The sequence below is a fragment of the Bordetella sp. MIP270_01_BMS genome, assembly GCF_054958705.1.
This window is the reverse complement of record NZ_CM143297.1, coordinates 2,828,010-2,854,505: the sequence shown is the minus strand read 5'-3', so window position 1 is coordinate 2,854,505 and position 26,496 is coordinate 2,828,010. Positions and strand designations below refer to the sequence as shown.

Sequence of the window (26,496 nt, the reverse complement as noted above, 5' to 3'; positions counted from 1 at the left end):
GGAAAGCCTTCGGCCCGGCTCAGAATTCCTGCGGACCCGCGCCGCAAAGCTTGAGCAGTTCCTGCGACAGGAAACTCAGGGGTTCATCCGCCCGGTACACGGCGCCTACCGTCATCTCGAACGCGGGCGCCAGCGGCCGGGCGACCACGCGGGAGTCGTCCACGGCGGCCAGGCTGAAGGGGTCGACCACGCACACGCCGACTCCCTGAAGGGTGAGCTCGGCTGCGGCGAGAATGGTGCGTGCCTCGATGCGCACGGCGGGTTGCACATGATGGCGGCTGAAGAAGTATTCGAGGCGATCGGTATAACGGGCGCGCGGCACGCGGATGTAATCCACGCCATGTAATTCCGACACGTCCAGCGGGCCGGGTACGGCCAGCGGATGCCCGGCGGGTACCAGGCAAATGGCGTCGGTACGCGACATGATTCGCGACTTGAGCAGCGGATCCTCAGCCGGCAGCGTGGCAAATCCCAGTTCAGCCTTGCCTCCCAGCACCGCCTGCATGACCTCGAGGTAGTTGCACACGTCGACGAACACGGATGCCGAGGGATGGCGCCGGGCCAGCCGGGCAATGGCCTGCGGAATCACCCCCTGCTGCAGGCCCGGCATCACGCACAGGCGCAAGCTGCCGGTGCCGATAGCGCGGATGCGCGTGGCGGCCTGACCGATGTCGCGCATGCTGACGTACATGCGCGCCACTTCGCGGTAAAAGGCCTTGCCTTCTTCAGTCAGCACCAGCCGGCCGCGGCGATGCGTGAAGGTCTTGAACCCGATCTCGTCGTGCAGGCGTTGCAGCAGCCGGCTGACCGCCGACTGCGTGATGCCCAGCGCCGCCGCCGCTAGCGTGACACTGCCGTGCTCCACGACTTTGGCGAAAGCCTCGATCTGCCGGGGGTTCATGGGCGGGGCGCGCGCATCGAAGCACGCGGCGCGCGATTCGCTTTGAAACCGGGTCTCATCGCGTCGGGTCTCCTCTTGTTGCGCAGAGGATACCAGAGGCGTTGCGGGGGGCCCGCGTTGCCGCAAGCGGTACGGCGCGCCCCTCGGCTCAGCCGATCTTGGCGCCGGACTGGCTCACCAATTCACCCCAGAATTTCGCCTGTTCCGCCAGGAACGTTTCAAACTGGCCCAGCGGCTCCTGGCCGGCCGAGATATACCCGCCCTTGCTCAGGCTGGCCTGCACCTCGGGGTCAAGCAGGGTCTGCAGGGTGGCCTTGTGCAGCGTCTTGATGATGGGTTCGGGGGTCTGCTTGCGCACCACCATGCCAAACCACAGGTCCGTTTTTTCGAAGTCGGTCAGGCCCACGCTGGCCAGCGTGGGTACGTCCGGCAGGAAGCTGGTGCGCTGCGCCGGCGTGACCGCCAGAGCCCGCAGTTGCCCCGCCTTGATCTGCGCCAGCACCGAGGGCAGCGATGCAAAGCCATAGTGAACCTGATCGCCGCTGATCAGCGCGGCAATGGCCTCGGCCGGCCCCTTGTAGGGCACGTGCTCACAGATGCCCGACGTGCGGTTCTTCAGCATGACGCCGGTCAGGTGCTGGGTGGTGCCATTCCCCGGTGAACTGTACAGCAGCGGCTGCTTGGGCAGCAGGGCCACCAGTTCTTCAATCGTGCGTATCTGGCTCTTGGCCGGCACGACGACGACGTTCGGGCTCGTGGCAATCTTGGCCACGCCGTAGAAGTCTTCTATCGGGTTGTACGACAGATTGCCGAACATGGCCTGGTTGATCGCCATGGTGGCGTTCGAGCCCAAGCCAAGACTGTAGCCGTCGGCGGGGGCCTGGGCCAGGGCCGCCATGCCGATACTGCCGCCTGCCCCAGGCCGGTTGATGACGACGACCGTGCCGTTCAGGAATTTATCGAGCTTCGGTGCGATCAGGCGCACCAGAATATCGTTGGCCGACCCGGGGGTATAGGCGACGATGTAGTTGATGGGGCGCGCGGGATATTGCTGCGCGCGGGCCAGCGAGGGTAGCTGCAAGCCCAGCGCCAGGCCGGCGGCGGACCCCAGGAAAGTTCTGCGTTGCATGGTTGTCTCCTCCACTTGCCGGACTGTGTGCCGGCTCTGATCAATCTGGAACAGCCTGTTCTAATGGATTACGGTGCTTTCTTCACGTTCACGTTGGGCGGGAAGTTGGTCGTCTTGCCCGTCGCGGGATCGTATTGTGCCCGGTCTGTCTGTTCTTCCAGCGGACGCTCATAGAAGCGCAGCTGCCATACAGGCTCGTCGCCCTCGCCGCGCACATGAATGCTGTGGATGTCGTCCGGCATCAGCGCAACGCCATTGCCGGGCCCCACGACGATCGAGTCGATCTGCGAGAAGCTGCCGTCGGGTTCGCTCTTGTAGAGGCGGTTCTCTTCAACGCCCTGGATGCCGGCCAGCACCGCCCAGTTGTTATGGTTGTGCGGGGGGCTTTCCTTGCCGGGCAGGGCCAGCGACAGATACAGGGCGCGTCCGTCCGGATGGTCTTCATTCAGTCGGTACGCCACAAAGTCCTTGAACGTGCCGCGCTTGGCCGGCTCGAATTCCGCGGTCACGAAAATCTCGCGTTCTTTGGTGGCATCGATGAGCGCCTGTTTGATCGCTTCCAGGGCCTCGCGGGTATGGCCCTGTGTCTGTTCGATGCGGCGTACATCCTCAAGCAGGCTGCGCACGACGGCGTGGCGCTTGGCCCGCAAAGTTTCAATAGATGTGCTCATGGTGTCCTCGTTACCAGGCTGACGGTCGGCTCATCCTAGTAAGCGGGGCCGCACAGCACAACCCGATTGCCATTCAGGTGCGAACCCATTCCCAAATGTAATACCTCGGCCTGCGCCGGCCTACGACATAACATGGAAGAACCCGCCACTGGTCTTCACGCGGTTTGATTTGCCGGCTCAGCGCGGATTGCCCGTTACAGGCCTGGGCGCCGGCAGCGGTCAGGCGGCGCGCACGCGCGGCGGCGGCGTATGGGCCGCCGGCTTGCGTCCCCATGGAATGCTTCACGCCCCGCGCACGCAGGCGAGGGGGCATCCCCGACCATGCGCTAGGCGCCTATAGCGACCAGTTCCACGCCTTCGGCCACCTGGTCGCCGACCGCATAGAACACTTCCTGCACCTGGCCGTCGGCGGGGGCCGATATGGTGTGTTCCATTTTCATGGCTTCCATCACCAGCAAAGGCTGCCCCTTTGCAACCTTGTCGCCCGCCTGGACGGCAATGGATATGATTTTGCCGGGCATGGGGGCGGTGAGCCCCCCGCCGTGTTCGGCCGAGTCGTCCTGGGCATGCGCCAGGGCATCGTGCAGCGCCAGCACATGTACGCCGGTCGCGCCGAATACGTGCGCCTGGTCGTTGTGCAGCACGACCGTGCCCACGGCTTCGCGGCCGTCAAGTGTGATGCGCAGCCGATAGGCAAGGTTGGGATTCGCGCTGGGTTGTGCCCGCCAGGTGAATGCCTGGGCCGGCCCTGCGCTTTCGAGCGTCCATGCCTGGCCGCTGTGCGACACCCGCACATCGTGCGGGGTGTCGCCGTCCACCCATTGCAAGACCTGGTGATAGCGGCCGTCGATACGCCAGCCATCGCGTACGTCCCAGGGGTCGGCGGCGGGCCTGGCGCTCGCGCCCGCGGAATGGGTCATGCCCTGGCGTACCAGCACCGCCGCTGTGGCCAGCCCCAGCGTCGCGCCGTCGGCCGACGCGGCCGGAGGCAGCAAGCTCGCGCGCTGCCGTTCGATCAGGCCAGTGTCCAGGTCGGCCGAAGCGAACGCCGCGTCTTGCATCAGCCGCGCGAGGAACGCGACGTTGGTCTGCACGCCCACCACATGGGTGCGCGCCAGCGCCTGCACCATGCGTGCGCGGGCCTGGTCGCGATCGGCTCCGCGCACGATCAGCTTGGCAATCATCGGGTCGTAATACGGCGTAATGGCGTCGCCCATGCGCACCCCCCCATCCACCCGCACTTCGCCGTTGGCGAAGGCGGCATGGGGCGGCAATTCCAGATAGGCCAGTGTGCCGATGGACGGCAGAAAACCCTTGTCCGGATTTTCCGCGTAGATGCGCGCTTCGATGGAATGGCCGTCGATGCGCAGGTCTTGCTGCGTGGCCGGCAAGGGCTGACCGGCCGCGACGCGCAGCTGCCATTCGACCAGGTCGTGGCCAGTGATCATCTCGGTGACGGGATGCTCCACCTGCAGCCGCGTGTTCATTTCCATGAAGTAAAAGCGGCCGTCGGGTTCGGCAATGAATTCCACGGTACCAGCGCCCACATACCCGACGGCGCGCGCGGCGGCCACGGCCGCCTCGCCCATGGCCTGGCGGCGCTCGGGCGTCATGCCCGGGGCCGGCGCCTCTTCGATGACTTTCTGGTGCCGCCGCTGCACCGAGCAGTCGCGCTCGAACAGGTATACGCAGTTGCCGTGCGTGTCGGCGAACACCTGAATCTCGATGTGGCGCGGCTTCTGCAGATATCTTTCGATCAGGACGCGGTCGTCGCCGAAACTGGATGCCGCCTCGCGCCGGCACGACAACAGCGCATCCAGGAACGCGTCGGCCGATTCGACTACGCGCATGCCTTTGCCGCCGCCCCCGGCGCTGGCCTTGATCAGCACGGGATAGCCGATGGCGTCTGCCTGCGACTTCAGGAACCCGGGGTCCTGGTTGTCGCCATGGTAGCCCGGCACCAGCGGCACGCCCGCTTGCTCCATCAGCGCCTTGGCGGCCGATTTGCTGCCCATGGCGGCAATGGCTGCGGCCGGCGGCCCGACGAAGGCGATGCCGGCATCGGCCGCGGCCTGCGCGAAGCCTTCGTTTTCCGACAGGAAACCATAGCCTGGATGAATGGCCTGTGCGCCGGTATCGCGCGCCGCTTGCAGAATGGCGTCGGCGCGCAGGTAGCTGGCGCGAGGTTCCGGCCCGCCGATATGCACGGCCTGGTCGCAGGCCGCGACGTGGCGCGCGTTTGCATCGGCGTCGGAATAAACCGCAACGGTCCGGATGCCCATGCGGCGGGCGGTGGCGGCCACGCGGCAGGCGATTTCACCGCGGTTGGCAATCAGCAAAGTATCGAACATCGGTGTCATCCAGTCTGGAAGGCGTCAAAGAAAGGCGCGCCGGGCGCTTGCGGCTACATGCGGAACACGCCGAAGCGTGTGTCTTCGATGGGCGCGTTCAGCGAGGCGGACAACGCCAGCGCCAGGACACGGCGGGTATCGGCCGGCGCGATGATGCCGTCGTCCCACAGGCGCGCCGTCGCGTAGTACGGATGCCCTTCGCGTTCATACTGGGCCCGGATGGGGGCCTTGAAGCTTTCTTCTTCTTCGGGCGACCATTGGCCGCCCTTGGCTTCGATGCCGTCGCGCCGCACCGTGGCAAGCACGCTGGCGGCCTGCTCGCCACCCATGACCGATATCCGGGCGTTGGGCCACATGAACAGCAGGCGCGGCGAATAGGCACGGCCGCACATGCCGTAGTTGCCGGCGCCGAACGAGCCGCCGATGAGCACCGTGAACTTCGGTACGTTGGCGGTCGCCACGGCGGTGACCATCTTTGCCCCATGGCGCGCGATGCCTTCGTTTTCGTACTTGCGGCCCACCATGAAGCCCGTGATGTTCTGCAGGAACACCAGCGGGATCTTGCGTTGCGCGCACAGTTCGATGAAGTGCGCACCCTTCTGCGCGGATTCCGAAAAGAGGATGCCATTGTTGGCCACGATGCCCACCGGCATGCCATGGATGTGCGCGAAGCCCGTGACCAGCGTCGTTCCGAAACGCGCCTTGAATTCGTCGAAGTCCGAGCCGTCGACCACCCGGGCGATGATTTCGCGGACGTCGTAGGGTTTGCGGGTATCGGCAGGAATGATGCCGTTGAGTTCGGCGGGGTCGTAGCGCGGCTCGCGCACCGGAGCCAGGGCCAGTTGCGCCGGCTTGCTGCGGTTCAGCCGCGCCACCGCGTTGCGCGCCAGCTGCAGGGCATGCAGGTCGTTGGCGGCCAGGTGGTCGGCTACGCCCGACAGGCGCGTGTGCACATCGCCGCCGCCCAGGTCTTCGGCGCTGACCTCTTCGCCGGTGGCCGCTTTGACCAGGGGCGGCCCCCCAAGAAAGATGGTGCCCTGGTTGCGCACGATGATGGACTCATCGCTCATGGCCGGAACGTAGGCGCCGCCCGCCGTGCACGAGCCCATCACCACCGCGATCTGGGCGATGCCCTGCGCGGACATCACGGCCTGGTTGTAGAAGATCCGGCCGAAGTGGTCGCGGTCTGGAAACACCTGGTCTTGCTGGGGCAGGTTGGCGCCGCCCGAGTCCACCAGGTACACGCATGGCAGATGGTTCTGCGCGGCGATTTCCTGCGCACGCAGATGCTTCTTCACCGTCATCGGGTAGTAGGTGCCGCCCTTGACCGTCGCATCGTTGCACACGATGACGCATTCGGTGCCCGAGATGCGTCCGATTCCGGTGATGACGCCCGCCCCTGGCGCGGCGCCGTCGTACATGCCGTGCGCGGCCATCGGCGACAATTCGAGAAAAGCAGTGCCCGGATCGACCAGCCGCTCGACGCGTTCGCGCGGCAGCAATTTGCCGCGCGCCACGTGCTTGCTGCGCGCCACTTCGCCACCGCCCAGCGCCACCTGCTCGAGCTGGCGCGCAAGGTCGTCCAGCTGCGCCTGCATGGCGCGTGCGTTGTCGGCAAAGTCTTGCGAACGCGGATTGATGCGGGATTCGATCATGGGCATGAAGGTTCTTCCTGTGCGTGCGCGGTCCCGGAAAAGGCCAGGCACCTGCTGACTCGATGGGGCCCCTGCGGGAGCCCCCGCGCCAGGGCGGGGGCTCTCAGGTGTGTGCCGGTTGCCGGCACCGACCGGCCGTTGCGGGTGCCGGCCTGCAATGCCATGCCAGGCACCCTGCTGTTGCGATCACACCATTTCGATCGCCATGGCCACGGCTTCGCCGCCGCCAATGCACAGCGTGGCGACGCCGCGCTTGCCCCCGGTCTTGCGCAGGGCACCGACCAGCGTGGCGACCAGACGGGCGCCCGACGCGCCAATGGGATGGCCCAGCGCCGTGGCGCCGCCGTGCACATTCACTTTCTCGTGCGGCAGCTTGAAGTCGTTCATGGCTGCCATGGCCACCACGGCGAAGGCTTCGTTGATCTCGTACAGGTCGACGTCTTCGGCCGTCCATCCCGTCTTGGCGAACAGGTTCTTCAACGCGCCAACGGGGGCGGTGGTGAACCAGCCGGGTTCCTGCGAGTGCTGGCTGTGGCCGACGATGCGCGCCATCGGCTTGACGCCCAGTTCTTCGGCGGTGGAAGCGCGCATCAGCACCATGGCCGCCGCGCCGTCGGAAATCGACGAGGCGTTCGCTGCCGTGACGGTGCCGTCTTTCTTGAAGGCGGGCTTGAGCGTCGGGATCTTCTCAGGCATGGCCTTGGTGGGCGCTTCGTCGATATCGACTACGGTGTCGCCCTTGCGGCCGGCCACGGTGACGGGAGCGATCTCCCACTTGAAGCTGCCGTCTTCGGTGGCAGCGCGGGCGCGGCGCAGCGATTCCAGCGCATAGGCGTCCTGCTGTTCGCGGGTGAATTCATATTTGGCCGCGCAGTCTTCGGCGAACACGCCCATGGCCTTGCCACGATCGTAGGCGTCCTCGAGACCGTCGAGTGCCATGTGGTCGTACACCGTGGCATGACCGTAGCGGTATCCCTGGCGGCCTTTCAGCATCAGGTACGGGGCGTTGCTCATGCTTTCCTGGCCCCCGGCGACGACGACGCGCGCCGAGCCGGCGGCAAGCAGGTCGTGGCCGAACATGGCGGCCTTCAGACCCGAGCCGCACACTTTGTGAATCGTGGTGCAGGCCACGCCCAGGGGCAGGCCGGCGCCCAGCGCGGCCTGGCGCGCCGGGGCCTGGCCCTGGCCCGCCTGCAGCACGTTGCCCATGATGACTTCGTCGACCTGCTCGGGTTTGATACCCGCGCGCTCGACCGCGGCCTTGATGGCCACCGAACCCAGTTCGTGAGCGGCGAGGCCGGATAGGCTGCCCAGCATGCCGCCCATGGGGGTGCGGGCTACTGAAACAATAACGACGGGATCAGACATGATTGACTCCTGGAATGCAATAAAAAGGGACTGGCGTCACGAGCTGGCGACGCGTTGCGGCGCGCTGCCATTGCGCAGCCGCCTGTCTGTATCGTACGGGAAAAACTCTTCGATCCGCCCCTGGGCCACGTGCTTGCGGCAGGCCTGCCACCACTCGGGCTGCAACAGGTCGGCGTGGTGCCGCAGGAACGCGTTGCGTACGCGCGGATCGCCCAGCAGAAATCGGTGGAACTCTTCGGGAAAGACATCGTTTGGTCCGACGGCGTACCAAGGTTCGCTGGCCAGTTCGGCCTCTTCATTGGGCGCCGGCGGAATACGGCGGAACTGCATTTCGGTCATGCGCTGGATTTCGTCATAGTCGTAGAACACCACGCGGCCCAGGCGCGTGACGCCGAAATTCTTGTAGAGCATGTCGCCCGGGAAGATGTTGGCGGTGGCCAGTTGGCGGATGGCGTCGCCATACTCGCGCACCGCGTGGTCCAGTTGCGGCTCGGACGCATGCCGCAGGTAGATATTCAGCGGCGTCATGCGCCGTTCGATATAAACGTGGCGGATCACGATCGTGTCGCCGCTTTCTTCGAGCAAGCTCGGCACGCGCTGCCGCAGTTCCTCGAGCAGCGCCGGCGAAAACCGGGAAATCGGCAGCGCCACCTGGGAATACTCCCAGGTGTCGGCCATGCGGCCCACGCGGTCGTGCAGCTTCACCATCTGGTACTTGCGGCGCACCGTGGCGTGGTCGATGCCGTCTTTGTCGATGCGGTCCTTGATCAGCTTGAATACATACGGATACGACGGCAGCGTGAAGACGCACATCACCATGCCCTTGATCCCCGGGGCGATGTCGAAGGCATCGCGCGAATGCGCCAGGTGGTGCAGGAAATCGCGGTAGAACAGCGTCTTGCCCTGCTTTTGCAGGCCGATCATGGTGTAAAGCTCGGCCTTGGGCTTGCGCGGCACGAGGCTCGACAGGAAATTCACTACCGCGGCCGGTGTTTCCATGTCGACCAGAAAGTACGCACGCGTAAAGCTGAACAGCGTGCTCAGGTCGTCGGCGCCCAGGAGCAATGCGTCGAGTTCGATGTGGCCCGCGGCGTTGCGCATCAACGCCACTGCGAAGGGGTGCACGGTGCTCTGGTTGATGAGGCGCCCGACGATGTAGGCCCCCTTGTTGCGAAAGAACAGCGTACTCAACACCTGGATCTGGCAATCGGACGCCAGCCGGCGGCCCAGTTCGCGCGGCCACTGGACACGCAGCTTGCGCACCGCGGCCCGTGCCAGCAGGCGCGTGTCGCGCGGCAGGTCGGCATAAGCCGCCGCCAACCCGAAATCGGCCACCATGCGTATCAGGCTTTTGCGCAAGCCCTCGGTCAGCGGGTAGTAGACGCGATACGACGGGATGCGGCTGTCGAGATACTCGGTGGCGATCGCCGGCCGCACGAACAGGAAGTCGTTATGGAAGTAATCGCGGTGCAGGATTCGGCACGAGACCGAATTGAAAAAGGTTTCGGCGCATTCGGGCTGGCGGTGGCCGGCCAACAGCCCCACGAACTGCTGTTTGACTTCTTGCCAGAAGGCGGTTTGCCCGGGGGTCAGGCTGGCGGGCCCTTCGGGCGCGGTCGAATCGCGCAGGACCTGGCGCAGTTGCGTGACGCATTCGCGCACGCGCATGTCGTAATACTCGATGCGCTCGCGAGACAGCTGCTGTATGCCATGCCAGTCGCCGGACTCAAACAGCGACTTGGCGCGTTGCGCGCTATAGCGGAACAGCGCGTAATGGCGGTCAAAGCCCGCCAGTATCTGCCGGGCAACCGCCAGCGGCTCCGGCCGGGGAGCCGGCGCCGGTTCGATACGTTGGACGTCGCCGCTGTAGATCATTGCACGGGTATCGTTGTTCAAATGGCGTTGCGTCTCGCGCCCGCCCGCGCAAGCCCGGCGCCGTGACGCCCGACGCATCGACGCCCGACGCGATCGGGCGGATTACCGATGCGGCGATGCCGATCCCGGGCCACGCGCGCATGGTTTCGTGACGGGGGCATGTCAGGCGGTCTCGGCGTAGAGTTCGCGGCCGATCAGCATGCGGCGGATCTCGCTGGTGCCGGCGCCGATCTCATACAGTTTCGCATCGCGCCACAGACGGCCCGTGGGATAGTCGTTGATGTAGCCGTTGCCGCCCAGGATCTGCACGCCCTCCCCGGCCATCCAGGTGGCCTTCTCGGCCGTATACAGGATCAGGGCCGCGCAGTCTTTGCGTACCTGGCGTACATGCTCGGCGCCCAGCTGATCCAGGTTCTTGCCCACGGCATAGCAGAACGCGCGGCTGGCTTGCAACGTGGTGTACAGGTCGGCCACCTTGCCCTGGATCAGCTGGAATTCGCCAATGGCCTGGCCGAACTGCTTGCGCTCATGGATGTAGGGCACCACCACGTCCATCACGGCCTGCATGATGCCCAGCGGTCCGCCCGACAAGACGGCGCGCTCATAATCGAGCCCGCTCATCAGCACCCGGACGCCGCCGTTGACCTGGCCAAGTACGTTCTCTTCGGGAATTTCGCAATCCTGGAACACCAGTTCGCCGGTATGGCTGCCGCGCATGCCCAGCTTGTCGAGCTTTTGCGCCACCGAAAACCCCTTGAAGGACTTCTCCACCAGGAAGGCCGTGATGCCTCGCTGGTGCGCCGCGGGATCGGTCTTGGCGTACACCACCAGCGTGTCGGCGTCGGGGCCATTGGTAATCCACATCTTGCTGCCGTTGAGTACGTAGCGGTCGCCCTTTTTCTCGGCGCGCAGCTTCATGCTGACGACATCCGATCCGGCGCCCGGTTCGCTCATTGCCAGCGCGCCCACATGTTCGCCCGATACGAGTTTCGGCAGGTAGCGAGCCTTCTGTTCCGGCGTGCCGTTGCGGTGGATCTGGTTGACGCACAGATTCGAATGCGCCCCGTATGAAAGCCCTACCGAAGCGCTGGCGCGCGAGATTTCCTCCATGGCGACCATGTGCGCCAGGTAGCCCAGGTTGGCGCCACCGTATTCTTCACTGACCGTCATGCCCAGCACGCCCAGTTCGCCGAATTTGCGCCACAGGTCCATGGGGAACTGGTCGCTGCGGTCGACGTCGGCGGCGCGCGGGGCGATTTCCGCCTGCGCGAACTGACGTACTGCGTCGCGCAGCATGTCCAGGTCTTCGCCCAAGTTGAAATTCAGACCGGGAAGGTTCATCGACGTCTCCAGAGTGAGGGCTTGCATTGCGTACAGGCGGATGGCACACGACAGCGGGCATGATGCGCCGCAGCGGATGGCCAGGCAATGGCGGTTTTCAATATTACGTTTACGTAAACGTAAAGTGGACACGGGTTTTCCCTAGATCGGACTACGGGGTGCGACCGTGGAGCGACCCGTCCAGCCGCAGTATTGGCGCCTGGGTCTTCAGGCGCGGGCAGGGCCTGCCATGATCAACGCCATGCCGGCCAGGCACAGGCCCACGCCCGCGAAGTCGGTGGGCGTGGGACGAATGCCGTCGACCGCCCAGAGCCACAGCAGGGCCATGGAGACATAGACGCCGCCGTAAGCCGCGTAGACACGGCCGGCCGCGGTGGGATGCAGTGTGAGCAGCCAGGCAAACAGCGCCAGGCTCGCGGCGGCCGGCACGAGCAGCCAGGCGGAATGGCCCTGTTTCAACCATAGGTACGGCAGATAGCAGCCCACGATCTCGGCCAGGGCCGTCAGCGCGAACAGGCCCAGCGTCTGAATCCAGCTCATGACTGTTCGGGATAATCCGCCACCAGGCGGGCCATGCCGGGCTCCCGGCCCTGCGTCTGTTCGCGCAGCCCCTGGACGGCGCCCGCGCGGTTGGCCGCGGGCTGGTTCTGGCTGACTTTCCACTTGCCCGTGAGCTGCTCGATGGGCAGCTCGATGCCGACCACTGCGTTGACCATTTTCTCGATGAAATCAGCCGGCGCGTCGCTGATGGACCAGGGTTGCGGCATGCCGGCTTCGTGTTCGGCGGTCAGCGTGTCGAGCAGGCTGCGCAGCCAGGCGGGGTCGTCGATGGCCCGCAGCGTGCCGCGCGCGTGCGCGACGACGTAGTTCCAGGTGGGCACCGCCTTGCCGTGTTCGCGCTTGGACGGATACCAGGATGGCGAGATATACGCATCGTCGCCCTGGAAGATCGCCAAGGCGGGCGTGCCGCCGCCTGCCTGCCGCCACAGCGGATTCGCACGCGCCACGTGGCCCTGCAGCACGCCGTGGGGGCCGCGGGACGCATCCAGGTAAAGCGGGATGTGATTGGCGTCGAAACCGCCCGCGCCGTCGCCCATCACCAGCGTGGCGAGCGGCCGCGAGCGCATCAGGGCCTGCAGCACGGCCGGGCGGGATTCTTCAAAATGGCGGGGCAGGTACATGAACGTTCTCTGGCGTTGCCGTGGCCCACGGCGTATGAGTCAGGGTTTCTGCGACAGCAGTTGCCGGCATTGCCGCTCTTGCTCGGCGATCTCGGCCAGGGTGTCATCGATGTCGCGGCGCTGTTGTTCGAGCGCGGCCCGATGCTGGGCCAGCACGTCGAGATATTGCCGTAATTGCGGTGTGCTGTCGCCCGGGCCGTCGTACATGTCGATCAGCGCGCGAATTTCCGAAAGCTGCAGGCCCAGCCGCTTGCCGCGCAGGGCGAGCTTCAGGCGGGTGCGGTCACGCGCCCCGTATATCCGGTTGCGGCCATCCCGAGCCGGGCTGACGATGCCCTGGTCTTCGTAGAAGCGGATGGTGCGAGGGGTGATATCGAACTCGCGCGAGAGTTCGGAGATCGTCCAGGTGGGTGGCATGCGAGGTTTGGCAGTTTACGTAAACGTAAATTATGATGGACCGGATCAATCGTCAAGCCTACCCGAGAACCTACATGAATCCCAACGAGCATCAGTTGCAGTATCCCTGGGGCGACGTGCAACCCGCGCCGGGCCTTGCCCAGCAGGTCGCCGACGGCGTGAAGTGGATCCGGATGCCGCTGCCTTTCGCGCTGGATCACATCAACCTGTGGCTGCTTCGCGATGAACTCGACGGCCGCCAGGGCTGGACGATCGTCGACTGCGGCATCAGCCGCGACCAGGTCAAGGAACTATGGGAACAGGTATTCGCCAATGAGCTCGACGGCCTGCCTGTGTTGCGGGTCATTGTCACGCACATGCACCCCGACCACGTGGGTCTCGCGCACTGGCTGTGCGAGCGCTGGGGCGCACCGCTATGGATGAGCATGACCGACTACGTGGTCGCGTCGTTGTGGTCGTCGCGCAGCGGCGGCTCGGGCCCCAATGGGCAGGCCGCCGTTGATCATTTCAGTCGCCACGGCCTGACCGACCCCGAAGCGCAAGACCAGATCCGCCGCCGGGCCGGCTATTACCCCGACCTCGTGCCCGCGATGCCGGCGCGCTACACGCGCCTGCTGCACGAAGACGAGATCATGATAGGCGGACGCTCCTGGCAGGTCATCGTGGGCTACGGGCATGCCCCCGAGCATGTGTCGTTGTTCAGCCCGCAGCTGTGCACCCTGATCTCGGGCGACATGGTGCTGCCGCGCATTTCCACCAACGTCAGCGTGTTCGATTACGAGCCTGACGCCAACCCCCTGCCCCTGTACCTGAATTCTCTCAACCGCTACGACCACCTGCCCGCCGACACCCTGGTGCTGCCTTCGCATGGACGCCCTTTCAAGGGCCTGCACGAACGCATTGCGCAGCAACACCAGCACCACTCAGAGCGGCTGGCGGAAGTGCTGCAAGCATGCGCCCAGCCGCAATCCACGTCGGATGTCGTGCCGGTACTTTTCAAGCGCAAGCTGGACCTGCACCAGCTTACGTTCGCCATGGGCGAGGCGCTGGCGCACCTGCATGCGCTGTATTTCGAAGGCAAGCTCACGCGCCAGGCGGGCGCCGACGGTATCGTGCGGTTTCAGGCGCGCTAGGCAGAAGGCCCGGCCGCCGCACGGCCGCGTTGCCGGTGATCAGCGGCTGGCCGTGGCCAGCCGCAGCGCCAGCCCCAGGAACACCACGCCCGCCAGCCGGTTGAGCCAACGCGATGCCGCCGGAGATCGCTGCAGCAGTTGTCCGAAGGCTCCGGAAAAAAAGGCGATGGCGCCGAAAACCAGTAGCGTGGCCGCCATGAACACCAGCCCCAGCACGGCGATCTGCACACCTACGGGTCCGTGCGCCGGCGCCGTGAACTGCGGCAGGAAGGCGAAGAAAAACAGCAGCACCTTGGGATTGGTCAGATTCATGATGATGCCGCGCCGGTATAGCGCCCCGCGCGAGAGGGCCGGCGGCCGTTCGGCCCGCGCTGCGGTATCGCGCGCGGTCAGGGCCTGCCAAGCCAGGTAGGCCAGGTAGGCCGCGCCGGCCAGCTTCATGACCGTGAACGCGTGGGGCGACGCCGCGAACACCGCCGCCAGCCCCGCAGCCACGGCTGCCGTGTGGCCCAGCAGGCCCGTGCAAAGGCCAAGCACGACGAACATGCCGGCATTGCGGCCCCACAGTGCCGATTGCATCAGCACGAACAGGTTGTCGGGGCCGGGCGTCAGCGCCAGCAGTACGGCGATGCCGAAAAACGCAAGCAGGGTGTCGAAAGGCAGCATGTCGGTGGGGCCGCCACGCGCTGGGGCGGCCTGGCCTGGGAAGGGCCTCAAGCGTACTGCGCGGGGCCGAGGCATGGCAATCGGCCTGGTTTTCCCGCGGGCTGCGAATCTCCTAATATCTGGGTTCCACCACCTGCCGGTTCTCCGTTCATGGCCAAAGACCCCGCCCCGCATATCGACACGCTGCTGCAGCACACGGCCACCGCGCCGTTCAACCCGCAAACCGGTTCGGCGCCGGTCAACCTGCCCTCGATGCGCGCCAGTACCGTGCGCTTCCAGGATCTGGCGTCCCTGGAGGCCACGCAGCGCCGCAAGGCGGGTGGCGAGCGCGCCGCGACCTATGGGCGCATGGGCATGGACACGCACGCCGCGCTCGAACAGGTGTTCTGCGAACTCGAGCGCGGCACGCATGCCTACCTGGCTTCGTCGGGTCTGGCGGGCATCACGCTGGTGCTGACCTCGCTGCTGTCGGCCGGTGACCACGCGCTGGTGGCCGACTGTGTCTATGGCCCCGTGTACGAACTGGACGCGGTGCTGCTCAAGCGCATGAATATCGAGCTCACCTTTTTCTCGGCCGGCGACGACCTCGAATCCCTGGTGCGGCCCAACACCCGCCTGGTATATGTCGAATCGCCGGGGTCGCTTCTGTTCCAGATGCTCGACCTGCCGGCCTTGGCCGAGTTTTCGCGCCGTCACGGCCTGGTCCTGGCCTGCGACAACACCTGGGGCTCGGGCTACATCTACCAGCCGCTCGCCCTGGGTGCGCAGGTATCCGTGGTTGCCGGCACCAAGTACGTGGGAGGCCATTCCGACCTGATGCTGGGCGCCGTCGTGACCAACGACGCCGGCATCGCGCAGCGCCTGAACCGCACCCAGTACGCCATGGGGTTTTCGGTCAGCGCCGACGACGCCTGGCTGGCGCTTCGCGGGGTGCGCACCCTGCCCATACGCATGGCGCAGCACGCGCGGCATGCCATGCAGGTTTGCGAGTTTCTGGCCACCCGGCCCGAAGTGGCGCGCATTTATCACCCCGCATGGCCAGCCGACCCCGGGCATGCCCTGTGGCAACGCGACTGCACGGGGTCGAACGGGATGCTGGCCGTCGAGCTGCGCCTGTCGGCCGAAGCCTCGCGCCGCTTTGTCGACGCGCTGCAGCTGTTCGGCATCGGCTTTTCGTGGGGCGGCTTCGAGAGCCTGGTGCAGTGGGTCACCCGCGGAGAATTGGCGCGCCATCGCTACTGGACGGGCGGCGACCATGCCCTGGTGCGGCTGCACATAGGCCTGGAAGACCCCCGCGACCTGATCGCCGACCTGACGCAGGCCCTGCAGGCGGCTGCCTGATGGGCGGCCGTCCTGCAGCCGCTTTCGCCTGGCGGCGCCTGGTGTGAAAAAGCCCGGCCCCCTTTGCAGGGGAGCCGGGCTTCGCACAGTGTGCGGCTCGGACGCCTATTGCTGCCGCGCCATGGGGATGAGCTTGTCCACTTGCTGCAGCGCGCCCTGGTAGCTGTTGCCAGCCAGCGCGGGTGAAGTCAGGTAACGGCCACCCACCCCGAAGGCAGGCGTGCCATCGATGTTATACGCCTTGGCCAGCTGGTCGGCGCGCTGTACCTGCGTTTGCACGCTGAACGAATCGAAGATCGAATCGAACTTGGCGCGGTCCACGCCCTGTTCGGCCACCCAGTCGCCCATGGCTTTCTTGTCGAAGAGGCGCTTGCGCTCGACGTGCATGGCCGTGAACACCTTGGCGTGCAGGTCGGGGCGGTTGAGCGTCTGCAAGGTGTAGAACAGCTGCTGCAGCGGCTTCATGCCGGCGTTGAACGCCACCGGCACCTGCTTGAGCACCACGTCGGACGGCGCCGTCTTGGCCCATTCTTCGACCATGGGTTCGATGGTGGCGCAGTGCGGGCAGGTGTAGGCGAAGAACTCGAGCACCTCAATCTTGCCCGGGGTGTCGGACGGCAGCGGCGGGTTGACCGCCACATAGGGCTGATTACCCTGGGCCTGGCTGGCGGGCACGAACAAGGTAGACGCGGCCAGGGCTGCGGCGGCGGCCAGGCGGGTGAGCGCGGAAAACTGCATCGGGCGAGTTCCTGAAAGTAGGGTTACGAGTACAGACCGGCCTTGGGTGGCGTTAGTTCCATGGCGGGCAGCCCGGTTATTGGCGCACCACAGCCGATTCGATCTTGTTTTCGCCGAGGCGGCTGCGCGCGCGGTTCATGTCGTCGAGCCGCGCGAACGGGCCGACCCGCACGCGGTTGATCTGCATACCGTTGACTTCGGCGCGCTGCACCGCCACCGGCAGTCCCAACAACAGAATGCGGGCCTTCAGGGCTTCGGCATCTTCAAGCACCCGGTAGGCGCCGGCCTGCAGAAAGTAGGTGCCGCTTGCCGGCGTCGTGGGGCGGGCCGGCGCGGTGGGCGCCGGGGCCGCACCACCCGGGGGCAGCGTGGCGATCAATGCCCCCAGTTCGTCGGACGGCGCCCTGGAAGGCGTGGGGGGCGCGGGTTGCACGCCGGGCAACGGCGCCGGAGCGGTGGCGGTGGGCCCGCTGGGCGGCGTACCGGCAGCGCCGTCGCGGCCGTAAAGGCCCAGGTTGGGGTCGGGCGCCTGCCGCGGGTCGGCCGCGGGCGTGCGGGCGTTATCGCGGGTGGCCCGGTCGACGAACGGCATGGGTGCCTTGGTGACGTAGAACGCCACGACGGCCGCGATGACCAAGCCGATCAGCAGGCCGGCCAGCGCGCCGTACAGGGTGCTGCCGCCTTGCTTGGTCTGGCGCGACGATTTGCGTTTGGTGGCCATAAGTAAAGCTTACATCCGTTGCGGGGCCGACACGCCCAGCAGCGCCAGCCCGTTGGCCAGGACCTGCCGGGTGGTGGAAGCCAGGCGCAGGCGGGCCAGTTTCAGGGGTTCGTCGTCGACGAGCACCCGTTCGGCGTTGTACCAGGCATGAAAATCGGACGCGCAGTCACGCAGCCAGAAGGCAATATGATGCGGCGCAAGCTCTTGTGCCGCCTGGGACACCACCTGCGGAAAGCTGGCCAGCCGCTGCATCAGCGCGAATTCGGACGGGGCTGTCAGCAGGGCGGCGTCGGCCTGGGCGATGCGCGCCTCGTCGGCGCCGGACTGGGCGACCATGGAGCAGATGCGGGCATGGGCGTACTGGATGTAGTACACCGGGTTCTCATCGCTTTTCGACAGGGCCAGGTCGATGTCGAACACGAATTCGGTGTCGGCGCGGCGCTGGATGAGGAAATAGCGCACCGCGTCGCGGCCGACCCAGTCGATCAGGTCGCGCAGGGTGACATAGCTGCCGGCGCGCTTCGAGATCTTGACCTCTTCGCCGCCCCGCATCACCTTGACCATCTTGTGCAGCACGTATGCCGGATAGTCTTTGGGAATGCCGGCCTCGAGCGCCTGAAGCCCCGCGCGCACCCGCGCCACGGTGCCGTGGTGGTCGCTGCCCTGGATGTTGACGGCCCGGTGAAAGCCGCGTTCCCATTTGGCCTTGTGGTAGGCCACGTCAGGCACGAAGTAGGTGTAGCCCCCTTCGCTTTTGCGCATGACGCGGTCTTTGTCGTCGCCGGTACCCAGCTCGGTGGTGCGCAGCCACAGCGCGCCGTCCTGTTCGTAGGTGTGGCCGCTGGCCACCAGCGCCTGGACGGTCTGCTCGACCCGGCCGGACGTATACAGCGAGCTTTCGAGATAGTAGTTATCGAAAGCCAGGCCGAAGGCCTGCAGGTCCAGGTCTTGTTCGCGGCGCAGGTAGGCCACCGCGAACACGCGGATATCGTCCAGGTTGTCGATCTGGCCGCTGGCCGTGACGGCGGCCCCGTCGGCGGCCTGCAGCGTCTTGCCCGCGATGAAATCCTGGGCGATGTCGGCGATGTAGTCGCCCTTGTAGCCATCGGCCGGGTATTCGGGCGAATCGGGGCCAATGCCCCGCGCGCGCGCCTGGACGCTGATTGCCAGGTTATGGATCTGGTTGCCGGCGTCGTTGTAGTAGAACTCGCGCGTGACGTCCCAGCCCGCGGCTTCGTACAGCCTGCAGATGGCATCGCCCAACGCGGCCTGGCGCGCGTGACCGACGTGCAGCGGCCCCGTGGGATTGGCCGAAACGAATTCCACCAGCACTTTTTCGTCGCGGGCGGCCGCACGGCCATAGGCCTCGCCCTGCTGCCCGACCGCCATGATGACGGCCTGCCGGGCGGCCGCGGTGATGCGGAAATTGATGAAGCCGGGGCCGGCGATTTCCGCGCTTTCGATCAGGGCGCGGGCCGTCGTTTCGGCCATCAGGGCATCGACGATACCTTGGGCCAGTTCACGCGGGTTGCGCCGCGCCGGCTTGGCCAGCTGCATGGCGATGTTGGTGGCCACGTCTCCGTGGGCGGCGACCTTGGGGCGCTCGAGCAGCACCTGGGCCTGGGCTTCGGGCAGGACACGCGCGACGGCGGCCTGGAGCAGGGAAATCAGTTGTTGTTGTTGCTCGGGGAGCATGAGGAATCTGGTGAAGGTTCTGGAAGATCGGCTGCGCCGTGCGGAGCAGCCCGCCCACCGCGGCGGCGAGGCCGTGCCTGCGACGCGCCAGGGGCCAATAAGGGTGCGTACCGTGGCCCTGTGATTGACAGGAATATCCTAGATCATAGCGTGATTTGCGTGCTTTTCCCTGGTTGGGGCGGTGCCGCGGGCAAGGATGTGGCGCCGTCTGAGGGCGGACTTGCCCCCGGGCCCCGTGCGCCATTGGCGTCGGCACGCGCATTGCGGTAGTGTATGGACAGTGTCCACAGCAGGAGCCCGCAATATGCTTATCAAATTTCACTCCAAGGCCGCCGCCGAAGTGTTGATGCTGTCGCAGAACGCGGCACCGCTGTTACGCGCGGCCGGCAAATCCATCGGCGATACGGTGCCCGAGCGCGGCGTATTCACGCGCGAGCAACTTCCGGCCGCCATCGCCGGGATCGAAGCGGCCATCCATGCCGAAGAGCGCGCGCAGACCGGCGACGACCATGACGACGACGATCATCCCGACAAGCCGCCGGTGCATCCCATGGCCCAGCACGTCGAGCTGCACCAGCGGGCGTTCCCCCTGCTGGACATGATGCGGCGGTCGCTGGAGGAAGGTGCCGACCTCACCTGGGAAGCCACGCGGGGCTGGTAAGGCATGGGCACTGTCGCAGCCCTGACAGTCTGCGGCAGTGCGGTCCGGCATACTGGCGCACTCATTCTACGGAGCCAAGCCATGCGCAGTGATGTGACCGTCATTTTCGACGCCCGGCGATCGGTCGACCTGGCCGTCGACGTGACACCCTCCCCGCAGGCGGCCAGCGACGCCCGCGACTGGTTCGAGGCGGCATGGGACACCCTGGGCTGCGAGCCGCTGAGGCCCAGCGGCAAGGTGCTGCTGCTCGACAAGATCATGGGCGTAGCCGATGCCCTCGGGTACGACATCCTGTCGTCCGACGCCAAGGAAAGCCAGGAGTTCGCGCAGCACGCGGCGCTGGCGCTCGACAAGCCGCGCATCATCGTCGACCTGCCGGGGTTGTCGGTGGGCTACTGACGCCAGCCGGGCCGCGCCCGGGTCAGGAATGCGCGGGTGGGTTCAATGTGCCGGCATTGCCGCGCGCGGGGTTCAGTCAAACACGACGGCGTCGCGCAAGCCCTGCCCCGACGCCAGGAGATCGAAGCCTTCGTTGATCTGCTCCAGGGCGAAAGTCTTGCCCATGAGCTTGTCTACGGGCAGTTGCCCCTGCTTGTACATGTCGATATAGCGCCCGATATCGATGGCGGGCTGTCCTGATCCCTGGTAGCTGCCCAGCACTTCCCGTTCTTCGCCCACCATTTGCGATAAAGGCAGTGCAAAGCTGTGGCCCGGGTGCGGCAGCCCCGATGTGACGGTCGAGCCGCCACGATCAGTCAGCCGGTAGGCGGTCTCGAAGGCAGGAATGGCGCCGGCCATATCGAAGCCGAAGTCCACTCGCCCCCCGGCGGCCTCGATCAGGTCGGCATCGTGCTGCAGCGAGCGAGGGTTGATGGTGTGCGTGGCGCCCAGTTCGCGCGCCAGGGCCAGCTTTTCGTCGCTGAGGTCGACCGCCACCACCCGTCGGGCGCCGCTGGCCACGCACGCCATCAGGGCACTGAGGCCCACGCCGCCCAGCCCCACCACGGCCGCCGTGTCACCGGCGCGCACGCGTGCGCGATTGATGACGGCGCCCGCTCCCGTGAGCACCGCGCACCCGAACAGCGCCGCCTCGCGGTGTGTCAGGTCGGCTTGGACCCTGACGCACGAACGGCGCGACACGACCGCGTATTCGCCGAAACACGACACGCCGATATGGTGGTTGAGATAGTCGCCGCCGATGTGCGCGCGGCGTTGGCCGCTCAGCAGGGTGCCCTGGGTATTGGCTTGGGCGCCTGGCTCGCACAACGCCGGGCGGCCGCGCATGCAGGGGGCGCAGCAGCCGCAGCTGGGCACGAAAACCATCACGACGTGGTCGCCCTTCCGCAGGTCGGTCACCCCCGGGCCGGTTTCCACGACTTCGGCGGAAGCTTCGTGGCCCAGCACGATAGGCAGCGCACGCGGCCGGTCGCCGTTGATCACGGAAAGATCGGAATGGCAGAGGCCGGCGACCCTGATCTTCACCAGCACCTCGCCGGCCTGAGGAGGATCGAGCTCGACGTCGGCGATCTGCAAGGGCTGGCTGTGGGCGTAGGGGGCGCTGGCGCCCATGGCCCGAAGGACGGCGGCCTGGATTCTCATGTGCGTGCTCCTTCAGGGCGGTTGTCGTGCGCGCTAGCGGATGCCGGCCCGCATGAACGACTGCACGAACTGCCGCTGGAAAAGTAGGAAACCGATGAGCAGTGGGGCCGCCGACAGAAGCGTAGCCGCGGTGATGACGGACCAGTCGATGCCCTGGTCGGTGGCGGCGAACACCTGCAAGCCTACCGTCAGCGGCCTGGACTCTACTGAATTGGTGATGATAAGGGGCCACAGGAAGTTGTTCCAGTGATGGCTGACCGACACCAGGCCATAGGCAATGTAGATGGGCTTGGCCAGTGGCACGTATACCTTCATCAGCACCTGCAGCGGGCCCGCGCCTTCCACCCTTGCGGCCTCTTCGAGCTCGCGCGGCACGGTCTTGAACGTCTGCCGCAGCAGGAAGATGCCGAAAGCCGAGGCAAAGTAGGGCAAGCCCACGGCAAAAACGGTATCGCGCACGCCAAGCAGGCTCATTGAACGATAGTTCTCGACCAGCAGCACATCGGGCATGATCATCAGCTGCAAAAGCACGAGCATGAACACGAAGTCGCGGCCGCGGAACTCAAAGCGGGCGAACGCATACCCGGCCAGCGTCGACAACACGAGTTGCGCCGCAAGCACCATGGTGACCAGCATGAAGGTATTGAGGAAATACCGCGGGAATGGCGCCGCGTGCCAGGCGCGGCTGAAATTTTCGAGCGTCAGGGGCGCCAGCAGATCGAACCGGGTGGCATAGGCGGGCGGATGAAAGGCGGCCCAGACAGCATAGGCCAGCGGCAATATCCACAGCAGGCCCAGCAGCCAGGCGCCCAGGGTGTCTAGCGTGCGCGTCATTGATAATGTGTCCTGCGGTCGAGCCAACGGAATTTCACCAGCGCGGTAATGGCCAGTATCAGCAGCAGCACGACGGTCAGCGTGGCCGCATACGAGGTGTCCCAGAAGCTGAACCCCACCTGGTAGATGTAGAAGAGCAGCAGCGTGCTGGCGTTGTCGGGCCCGCCCCGCGTCATGACGACCACGTGGTCGACCAGGCGGAACGCGTTGATCAACGCGTTGATCAGCACAAACAGCGTGGTTGGCATCAGGAGTGGCCACAGTACCCTTCGGAAGTACTGCCATCGCGATGCGCCTTCCAGCAGGGCCGCCTCGCGCAGCGAGGGCGATATTGTCTGCAGGGCCGCCAGGTAGAAGATCATGAAGAAGCCGGCTTCTTTCCAGATGGTGACCACCATCAGGGCGGGCAGCGCGGTGTCGCGGCTGCCCAGCCAGTTCGGGCCTGCGGCCCCGAACCACTGCATGACCTGGGCGATCAGCCCATATTGCGGCGTATAGAAAAACAACCAGATGTTGGCCACGGCCACCATGGGCAGCACCGTGGGCGTGAAATACGCCATGCGCAGGAACCCGCGGCCGGCAAGGTTGCGGTTCACCCATAGCGCCATGGCCAGCGCAATGATGATGGATGCCGGAATGGTGATCAGCACGAACCACATGTTGTTCCAGAGCGCCTGCCAGAACACCGGGTCATCGCGCATCAGCGCGTAGTTTTCCAGCCCCACGAAGCGCGCCGGCCGGCTGCCCCGTGGAGTGGAAAAAAAGCTGTGCCATACGGTGGCCACCGCCGGATAGTGCGTGAACGCGGCCAGCAGCACCAGCGCTGGCAACAGCAGCAGCCAGCCATAAATTGCCTGCATGGATTTGGTCACGCGGGGCTCCTGGTTGGCGGGTTCAGCGGTACGAGCGCAGCACGCGGTCGGCCTCGCGCTGCGCGTCGGTCAAGGCCTGCTCGGGCGCCTTCGATCCGGTCAGCATGGCTTGCAGGCCGTCGTTCAGCGCTTTGGTCACGCGCTGGTTCTCGTGGGTGGAAAACTCCGCCACGCTGACTTCGAGCTGGTCGCGCGCCACCGTGGCGGCGGGCACTTCAGCCGCATACTTTTTCATACGTTCGGTTTCCCAGGCGGCCGGGGTGACGGCCACATAGCCCGTGGCGATGCTCCAGTCGGCAGCCCGCTCGGGCGTGGTGGCCCATTGGGCAAACTTCAGCGCGGCGGCTTGCTGTTCGGGCGTGCCGCTCTTGAAAATGTAGAAGTTGCCGCCGCCGGTGGGACTGCCGCCCCGCTTGGCCTTGGGCATCATCGCCACGCCGAACGGAAAGTCGGCATTCTTGCGGATGTTGGTCAGGTTGCCCGTGGTGGTCCAGACAATGGCAGCTTTCTTTTCCAGGAAATCTTTGGGCGTCGTGCCCCAGTCGATGGTGCCGCGCGGCATCACGCCATGCTTGGTGGCCAGGTCGTTCCAGAACTGCGCGGCTTCGATGACGGCGGGCTTGTCCAGGTAGACCTCGTTGCCTTCTTCATTCATGAGAATGGCGTCGTTGGGCGTGGTCAGCGCCTGGAACAGCCAGTACGCAAAGGCGCCGCCCGACGGGATCTTGATGCCCCATTGCGATACGTTGCCGGCGGCATCTTTCTTGGTGAGCTTCTTGCCGTACTCGACGAGTTCGTTCCAGGTGGCCGGCGCCCGTTCCGGATCGAGGCCAGCTTCCTTGAACAGGTCTTTGTTGTAGTACATCACGATGGTCGAGCGCTGGAACGGCACGCCCCACACGTGCCCGCCGGTGCGGCTGTTCTGCATGAAGGCATCGTAGAAGCCATCCAGCCACTTTTTGTCATCGTCCGTCTTGGCCAGGCCGTCGATCGGCACAATGGCGTCTTCGTCGATCAGGGTGAACATGTCGGTCGACAGCAGCACCGCCAGTTGCGGCGGGTTGCCGCCCTTCACCGCAGTCAGCGCCTTGGCAATGGAATCCTGATACGAGCCCGCGTATATGGGCTTGAGGTCGATGCCGGGATTCTCTTTCTCGAATTCGGCAACCATGTCGTCGACGATTTTAGTGATGGGGCCGCCGACGGCCACGGGATAGTAGAACTCGACTTCGACCGGCGCGTTCTGGGCGTAGGCAGGAAGCGAGAAGAAGGCGCTGGCCAGGGCGGCTGCCAGGGCTTTGAGAGCGGTGCGTCGCATGATGGCTATCCTAGAGGGAATCGGCGCCGGGGCGCCCGGGGTTGGGAATGACCGCCGCTTCGGCGGAAAAGAAATGCTGGTGTTCGGGCCGCCATGACAGGCGCAAGCGGTCGCCGGCGTTGGCGCGCAGGTGACCCGCGACCCGCACGGCGACGCCACGGCTGTCGCCCACCCGGCAGACCACGATGGAATCGGCCCCGAAGTACTCCACGCTTTCGATGATGGCGTCGTGGCCGTCGCTGCCGATGGCGATGTGTTCGGGGCGCACGCCCAGGCGCATGGCACCCGCCGGCGCGTCGGGCACAGGCGGACCTTGCGTGCCGGCGATCACGCGGGCGCCGTCGTGGCTGCCAAGGTCGAGCAGGTTCATCGGCGGCGTGCCGATGAAGCGCGCGGCGAACTCCGTGGCCGGCCTCGCGTACAGGCCGTCCGGCGTGTCCAGTTGCTCGATGCGACCGTTGCGCAACAGCACCACCTGGTCGGCCATGCTCATGGCTTCCGTCTGGTCATGCGTGACATACACCATGGTGATGCCCAGGGCCTGCTGCAAGCCGCGGATCTCGCGTCGCATGTCGTGCCGCAACTGGGCGTCGAGGTTGGACAGGGGCTCGTCCATCAGGCAGACCGGCGCTTCGGATATGACGGCGCGCCCGAGCGCCACACGCTGCTGCTGGCCGCCCGACAGTTGTGACGGCTTGCGATCGAGCAGCGCCGACAGCCCGAGCAGGTCAGCCACGCGCTGCAGGCGACGCGGGTATTCGGCTGCCGGTTCCTTGCGCACTTTCAGACCGAACAGGATGTTCTCGCGGACGGTCAGATGGGGGAACAAGGCATATGACTGGAACACCATCGAGATATGGCGCTGCGACGGCGGCAGGTGTGTGACGTCGCGGTCGCCGATGCGAATGCGGCCCGAGGTGGGGGTGTCCAGGCCCGCGATCATGCGCAGCGTTGTCGACTTGCCGCAGCCCGACGGCCCCAGCAGCACGGTGAAGCTGCCGGCCGGCGCGGTGAACCCGACTCCCTGGATGGCGGCGGCGTCTCCGTACTGTTTGGTCAGGTCTTCGAGAATGAGCATGGACATGGTCGGCGGGGCGAGTAATAGCGGGCGGGTTTCAAAGAGCAGGTCTCACATTCTGGCGGCAAATGAAAACCTTTTCATTCTGCGGTGCAACCATGACGCGGCCGTGTCACGGGGCTGCGTCATCAGGCCTGGACGGCTGCGCCGTCTTCGCGGAATGGGTATGGGCCGGCGTAGTCGCCGATGTAGGCATGGTGGGTCAACAGTGCGCCATCGCGCCATTCATGCAGGTGAAACCCGGGCGGCTCCATAATGAAATTGCCCTCGCCCGACGGCCGCAGGTCGAGCGCGATCTGGTGCGCAGGGCTGGGGCATGTGGATGCGATGGTGCCGCCGAAACGGCGGAAAATGGTGCGGTGCAAATGCCCGCACAGAATGCGTTCGACATTGGGATGCGCCGCCACGATGCGCTCGAGCTCGGGGATGCCGGCCTGCAGCCCGATGGCATCCATATAGGCGATGCCGGTGGTGAATGGCGGATGGTGCATAGAGATCAGCGTAGGCCGCCCTGGCTGTTCGGCCAGGCGGTCGCTGAGCCATTGCAGCCGCTGCGGGCAGAGGGTGCCGTGGCTCTGGCGAGGGACCACCGTGTCGAGCATCAAGAGGCGCAAGGGATAGTCGTCGATCGCGTACTGCACATAGCCTTCCATGGCGTGCAGATAGTGATGGTCCGGGAACGCCTGCGCCATGGCCTCGCGCGAATCGTGGTTGCCCGGCATCAGGTAGTACGGCAGGCGCAGGTGGTCGAGCATCGCTTTCAGGTGCGCGTACTCCTGGGGCTTGCCGAAGTCGGTGAGGTCGCCGCTGATGATGACCAGGGCCGGTGCGGGGTCCAGCCGGTTCAGCGCCTCGATGGCCGGAGGCAGATGGCGGTCGGTTTCGACCACGCGATAGGCCTTTTGGCCGGGCATGCGGATGTGCAGGTCGCTGATCTGGGCAATTAGCATG

General features: G+C 65.8%; 25 protein-coding genes. 4 read left to right on the top strand and 21 right to left on the bottom strand.

The window, feature by feature from the left end; translation table 11 throughout:
• Positions 1–19: 19 nt before the first annotated feature.
• The 11 genes from ACV17W_RS13350 to ACV17W_RS13300 form a co-directional block, all read right to left on the bottom strand.
• Positions 20–901: a LysR family transcriptional regulator gene (locus ACV17W_RS13350; protein WP_462592810.1), complete on the bottom strand. Its 882-nt coding sequence runs from the start codon at positions 899–901 to the stop codon at positions 20–22.
• 148 nt (positions 902–1,049) lie between these two features.
• Positions 1,050–2,030, bottom strand: a complete 981-nt coding sequence (locus ACV17W_RS13345; RefSeq protein WP_462592809.1) for a Bug family tripartite tricarboxylate transporter substrate binding protein — start codon at positions 2,028–2,030, stop codon at positions 1,050–1,052.
• Positions 2,031–2,098: 68 nt separating this feature from the next.
• Positions 2,099–2,701 carry a cysteine dioxygenase family protein gene (locus tag ACV17W_RS13340; protein WP_462592808.1) on the bottom strand — a complete coding sequence of 201 codons (603 nt, stop codon included), beginning with the start codon at positions 2,699–2,701 and terminating at the stop codon, positions 2,099–2,101.
• Positions 2,702–3,027: 326 nt separating this feature from the next.
• Complete coding sequence (locus ACV17W_RS13335; protein ID WP_462592806.1) at positions 3,028–5,052, bottom strand: acetyl/propionyl/methylcrotonyl-CoA carboxylase subunit alpha; 2,025 nt, start codon at positions 5,050–5,052, stop codon at positions 3,028–3,030.
• Positions 5,053–5,105: 53 nt separating this feature from the next.
• Positions 5,106–6,713, bottom strand: coding sequence for a carboxyl transferase domain-containing protein (locus ACV17W_RS13330; RefSeq protein ID WP_462592805.1), 1,608 nt, complete (start codon positions 6,711–6,713; stop codon positions 5,106–5,108).
• 180 nt (positions 6,714–6,893) lie between these two features.
• The gene (locus tag ACV17W_RS13325; protein WP_462592804.1) at positions 6,894–8,075 is read right to left on the bottom strand and encodes an acetyl-CoA C-acetyltransferase; all 1,182 of its coding nucleotides are present in this window, start codon (positions 8,073–8,075) and stop codon (positions 6,894–6,896) included.
• Between the two features lie 36 nt (positions 8,076–8,111).
• On the bottom strand, positions 8,112–9,950 hold the full coding sequence (gene aceK / locus ACV17W_RS13320) for a bifunctional isocitrate dehydrogenase kinase/phosphatase (RefSeq protein WP_462596550.1): 1,839 nt from the start codon (positions 9,948–9,950) through the stop codon (positions 8,112–8,114).
• Positions 9,951–10,112: 162 nt separating this feature from the next.
• Positions 10,113–11,291 carry an isovaleryl-CoA dehydrogenase gene (locus tag ACV17W_RS13315; RefSeq protein WP_462592803.1) on the bottom strand — a complete coding sequence of 393 codons (1,179 nt, stop codon included), beginning with the start codon at positions 11,289–11,291 and terminating at the stop codon, positions 10,113–10,115.
• A gap of 207 nt (positions 11,292–11,498) precedes the next feature.
• A complete protein-coding gene (locus tag ACV17W_RS13310; protein WP_462592802.1) occupies positions 11,499–11,831 on the bottom strand; it encodes a YnfA family protein in 333 nt (110 codons plus the stop codon).
• Positions 11,828–12,472, bottom strand: coding sequence for an FMN-binding negative transcriptional regulator (locus tag ACV17W_RS13305; protein ID WP_462592801.1), 645 nt, complete (start codon positions 12,470–12,472; stop codon positions 11,828–11,830). Before ACV17W_RS13305 ends, ACV17W_RS13310 begins: the two co-directional genes overlap by 4 nt.
• A 39-nt stretch (positions 12,473–12,511) precedes the next feature.
• Positions 12,512–12,889 (bottom strand): MerR family transcriptional regulator, encoded by a 378-nt coding sequence (locus tag ACV17W_RS13300; RefSeq protein WP_462592800.1) that lies wholly within the window; start codon positions 12,887–12,889, stop codon positions 12,512–12,514.
• A 74-nt stretch (positions 12,890–12,963) separates the two neighbouring features.
• On the opposite strand from ACV17W_RS13300, the gene ACV17W_RS13295 reads away from it, so the two are divergent.
• Positions 12,964–14,022: an MBL fold metallo-hydrolase gene (locus ACV17W_RS13295; RefSeq protein ID WP_462592799.1), complete on the top strand. Its 1,059-nt coding sequence runs from the start codon at positions 12,964–12,966 to the stop codon at positions 14,020–14,022.
• Between the two features lie 39 nt (positions 14,023–14,061).
• On the opposite strand, the gene ACV17W_RS13290 is transcribed toward ACV17W_RS13295, so the two are convergent.
• Complete coding sequence (locus ACV17W_RS13290; protein WP_462592797.1) at positions 14,062–14,688, bottom strand: LysE family translocator; 627 nt, start codon at positions 14,686–14,688, stop codon at positions 14,062–14,064.
• Positions 14,689–14,838: 150 nt separating this feature from the next.
• Between ACV17W_RS13290 and ACV17W_RS13285 the strand changes: the two genes are divergently transcribed.
• Positions 14,839–16,029, top strand: a complete 1,191-nt coding sequence (locus ACV17W_RS13285; RefSeq protein WP_462592796.1) for a trans-sulfuration enzyme family protein — start codon at positions 14,839–14,841, stop codon at positions 16,027–16,029.
• 105 nt (positions 16,030–16,134) lie between these two features.
• Here ACV17W_RS13285 and ACV17W_RS13280 read toward each other — a convergent pair whose 3' ends face one another.
• From ACV17W_RS13280 to argS, 3 genes are all read right to left on the bottom strand, one after another.
• Positions 16,135–16,767 carry a thiol:disulfide interchange protein DsbA/DsbL gene (locus ACV17W_RS13280; RefSeq protein ID WP_462592795.1) on the bottom strand — a complete coding sequence of 211 codons (633 nt, stop codon included), beginning with the start codon at positions 16,765–16,767 and terminating at the stop codon, positions 16,135–16,137.
• A 76-nt stretch (positions 16,768–16,843) separates the two neighbouring features.
• The gene (locus ACV17W_RS13275) at positions 16,844–17,488 is read right to left on the bottom strand and encodes an SPOR domain-containing protein (RefSeq protein WP_462592794.1); all 645 of its coding nucleotides are present in this window, start codon (positions 17,486–17,488) and stop codon (positions 16,844–16,846) included.
• A 9-nt stretch (positions 17,489–17,497) separates the two neighbouring features.
• Positions 17,498–19,183: an arginine--tRNA ligase gene (gene argS, locus ACV17W_RS13270; protein ID WP_462592793.1), complete on the bottom strand. Its 1,686-nt coding sequence runs from the start codon at positions 19,181–19,183 to the stop codon at positions 17,498–17,500.
• A 304-nt stretch (positions 19,184–19,487) separates the two neighbouring features.
• Between argS and ACV17W_RS13265 the strand changes: the two genes are divergently transcribed.
• The gene (locus tag ACV17W_RS13265; RefSeq protein WP_462592791.1) at positions 19,488–19,844 is read left to right on the top strand and encodes a DUF1840 domain-containing protein; all 357 of its coding nucleotides are present in this window, start codon (positions 19,488–19,490) and stop codon (positions 19,842–19,844) included.
• Between the two features lie 81 nt (positions 19,845–19,925).
• Complete coding sequence (locus ACV17W_RS13260) at positions 19,926–20,243, top strand: hypothetical protein (protein ID WP_462592790.1); 318 nt, start codon at positions 19,926–19,928, stop codon at positions 20,241–20,243.
• A gap of 72 nt (positions 20,244–20,315) precedes the next feature.
• Here ACV17W_RS13260 and ACV17W_RS13255 read toward each other — a convergent pair whose 3' ends face one another.
• The 6 genes from ACV17W_RS13255 to ACV17W_RS13230 form a co-directional block, all read right to left on the bottom strand.
• Positions 20,316–21,443 (bottom strand): zinc-dependent alcohol dehydrogenase family protein, encoded by a 1,128-nt coding sequence (locus tag ACV17W_RS13255; protein ID WP_462592789.1) that lies wholly within the window; start codon positions 21,441–21,443, stop codon positions 20,316–20,318.
• Positions 21,444–21,476: 33 nt separating this feature from the next.
• Positions 21,477–22,277 carry a carbohydrate ABC transporter permease gene (locus tag ACV17W_RS13250; protein WP_462592788.1) on the bottom strand — a complete coding sequence of 267 codons (801 nt, stop codon included), beginning with the start codon at positions 22,275–22,277 and terminating at the stop codon, positions 21,477–21,479.
• Entirely contained in the window at positions 22,274–23,137 is an 864-nt protein-coding gene (locus ACV17W_RS13245; protein WP_462596549.1) for a carbohydrate ABC transporter permease, read from the bottom strand. The genes ACV17W_RS13250 and ACV17W_RS13245 overlap by 4 nt, the downstream gene beginning before the upstream one ends.
• Positions 23,138–23,171: 34 nt before the next feature.
• Entirely contained in the window at positions 23,172–24,467 is a 1,296-nt protein-coding gene (locus ACV17W_RS13240; protein WP_462592787.1) for an ABC transporter substrate-binding protein, read from the bottom strand.
• Between the two features lie 10 nt (positions 24,468–24,477).
• Complete coding sequence (locus ACV17W_RS13235; protein WP_462592786.1) at positions 24,478–25,551, bottom strand: ABC transporter ATP-binding protein; 1,074 nt, start codon at positions 25,549–25,551, stop codon at positions 24,478–24,480.
• 122 nt (positions 25,552–25,673) lie between these two features.
• A complete protein-coding gene (locus ACV17W_RS13230) occupies positions 25,674–26,495 on the bottom strand; it encodes a phosphodiesterase (protein ID WP_462592784.1) in 822 nt (273 codons plus the stop codon).
• Position 26,496 lies beyond the last annotated feature (1 nt).

What these genes read in the sequence shown, in the direction of transcription:
- ACV17W_RS13350 (WP_462592810.1), bottom strand. Translation starts at nt 901, where the DNA reads ATGAACCCCCGGCAGATCGAGGCTTTCGCCAAAGTCGTGGAGCACGGC.
- ACV17W_RS13345 (WP_462592809.1), bottom strand. Translation starts at nt 2,030, where the DNA reads ATGCAACGCAGAACTTTCCTGGGGTCCGCCGCCGGCCTGGCGCTGGGC.
- ACV17W_RS13340 (WP_462592808.1), bottom strand. Translation starts at nt 2,701, where the DNA reads ATGAGCACATCTATTGAAACTTTGCGGGCCAAGCGCCACGCCGTCGTG.
- ACV17W_RS13335 (WP_462592806.1), bottom strand. Translation starts at nt 5,052, where the DNA reads ATGTTCGATACTTTGCTGATTGCCAACCGCGGTGAAATCGCCTGCCGC.
- ACV17W_RS13330 (WP_462592805.1), bottom strand. Translation starts at nt 6,713, where the DNA reads ATGCCCATGATCGAATCCCGCATCAATCCGCGTTCGCAAGACTTTGCC.
- ACV17W_RS13325 (WP_462592804.1), bottom strand. Translation starts at nt 8,075, where the DNA reads ATGTCTGATCCCGTCGTTATTGTTTCAGTAGCCCGCACCCCCATGGGC.
- aceK (WP_462596550.1), bottom strand. Translation starts at nt 9,950, where the DNA reads ATGATCTACAGCGGCGACGTCCAACGTATCGAACCGGCGCCGGCTCCC.
- ACV17W_RS13315 (WP_462592803.1), bottom strand. Translation starts at nt 11,291, where the DNA reads ATGAACCTTCCCGGTCTGAATTTCAACTTGGGCGAAGACCTGGACATG.
- ACV17W_RS13310 (WP_462592802.1), bottom strand. Translation starts at nt 11,831, where the DNA reads ATGAGCTGGATTCAGACGCTGGGCCTGTTCGCGCTGACGGCCCTGGCC.
- ACV17W_RS13305 (WP_462592801.1), bottom strand. Translation starts at nt 12,472, where the DNA reads ATGTACCTGCCCCGCCATTTTGAAGAATCCCGCCCGGCCGTGCTGCAG.
- ACV17W_RS13300 (WP_462592800.1), bottom strand. Translation starts at nt 12,889, where the DNA reads ATGCCACCCACCTGGACGATCTCCGAACTCTCGCGCGAGTTCGATATC.
- ACV17W_RS13295 (WP_462592799.1), top strand. Translation starts at nt 12,964, where the DNA reads ATGAATCCCAACGAGCATCAGTTGCAGTATCCCTGGGGCGACGTGCAA.
- ACV17W_RS13290 (WP_462592797.1), bottom strand. Translation starts at nt 14,688, where the DNA reads ATGCTGCCTTTCGACACCCTGCTTGCGTTTTTCGGCATCGCCGTACTG.
- ACV17W_RS13285 (WP_462592796.1), top strand. Translation starts at nt 14,839, where the DNA reads ATGGCCAAAGACCCCGCCCCGCATATCGACACGCTGCTGCAGCACACG.
- ACV17W_RS13280 (WP_462592795.1), bottom strand. Translation starts at nt 16,767, where the DNA reads ATGCAGTTTTCCGCGCTCACCCGCCTGGCCGCCGCCGCAGCCCTGGCC.
- ACV17W_RS13275 (WP_462592794.1), bottom strand. Translation starts at nt 17,488, where the DNA reads ATGGCCACCAAACGCAAATCGTCGCGCCAGACCAAGCAAGGCGGCAGC.
- argS (WP_462592793.1), bottom strand. Translation starts at nt 19,183, where the DNA reads ATGCTCCCCGAGCAACAACAACAACTGATTTCCCTGCTCCAGGCCGCC.
- ACV17W_RS13265 (WP_462592791.1), top strand. Translation starts at nt 19,488, where the DNA reads ATGCTTATCAAATTTCACTCCAAGGCCGCCGCCGAAGTGTTGATGCTG.
- ACV17W_RS13260 (WP_462592790.1), top strand. Translation starts at nt 19,926, where the DNA reads ATGCGCAGTGATGTGACCGTCATTTTCGACGCCCGGCGATCGGTCGAC.
- ACV17W_RS13255 (WP_462592789.1), bottom strand. Translation starts at nt 21,443, where the DNA reads ATGAGAATCCAGGCCGCCGTCCTTCGGGCCATGGGCGCCAGCGCCCCC.
- ACV17W_RS13250 (WP_462592788.1), bottom strand. Translation starts at nt 22,277, where the DNA reads ATGACGCGCACGCTAGACACCCTGGGCGCCTGGCTGCTGGGCCTGCTG.
- ACV17W_RS13245 (WP_462596549.1), bottom strand. Translation starts at nt 23,137, where the DNA reads ATGCAGGCAATTTATGGCTGGCTGCTGCTGTTGCCAGCGCTGGTGCTG.
- ACV17W_RS13240 (WP_462592787.1), bottom strand. Translation starts at nt 24,467, where the DNA reads ATGCGACGCACCGCTCTCAAAGCCCTGGCAGCCGCCCTGGCCAGCGCC.
- ACV17W_RS13235 (WP_462592786.1), bottom strand. Translation starts at nt 25,551, where the DNA reads ATGTCCATGCTCATTCTCGAAGACCTGACCAAACAGTACGGAGACGCC.
- ACV17W_RS13230 (WP_462592784.1), bottom strand. Translation starts at nt 26,495, where the DNA reads ATGCTAATTGCCCAGATCAGCGACCTGCACATCCGCATGCCCGGCCAA.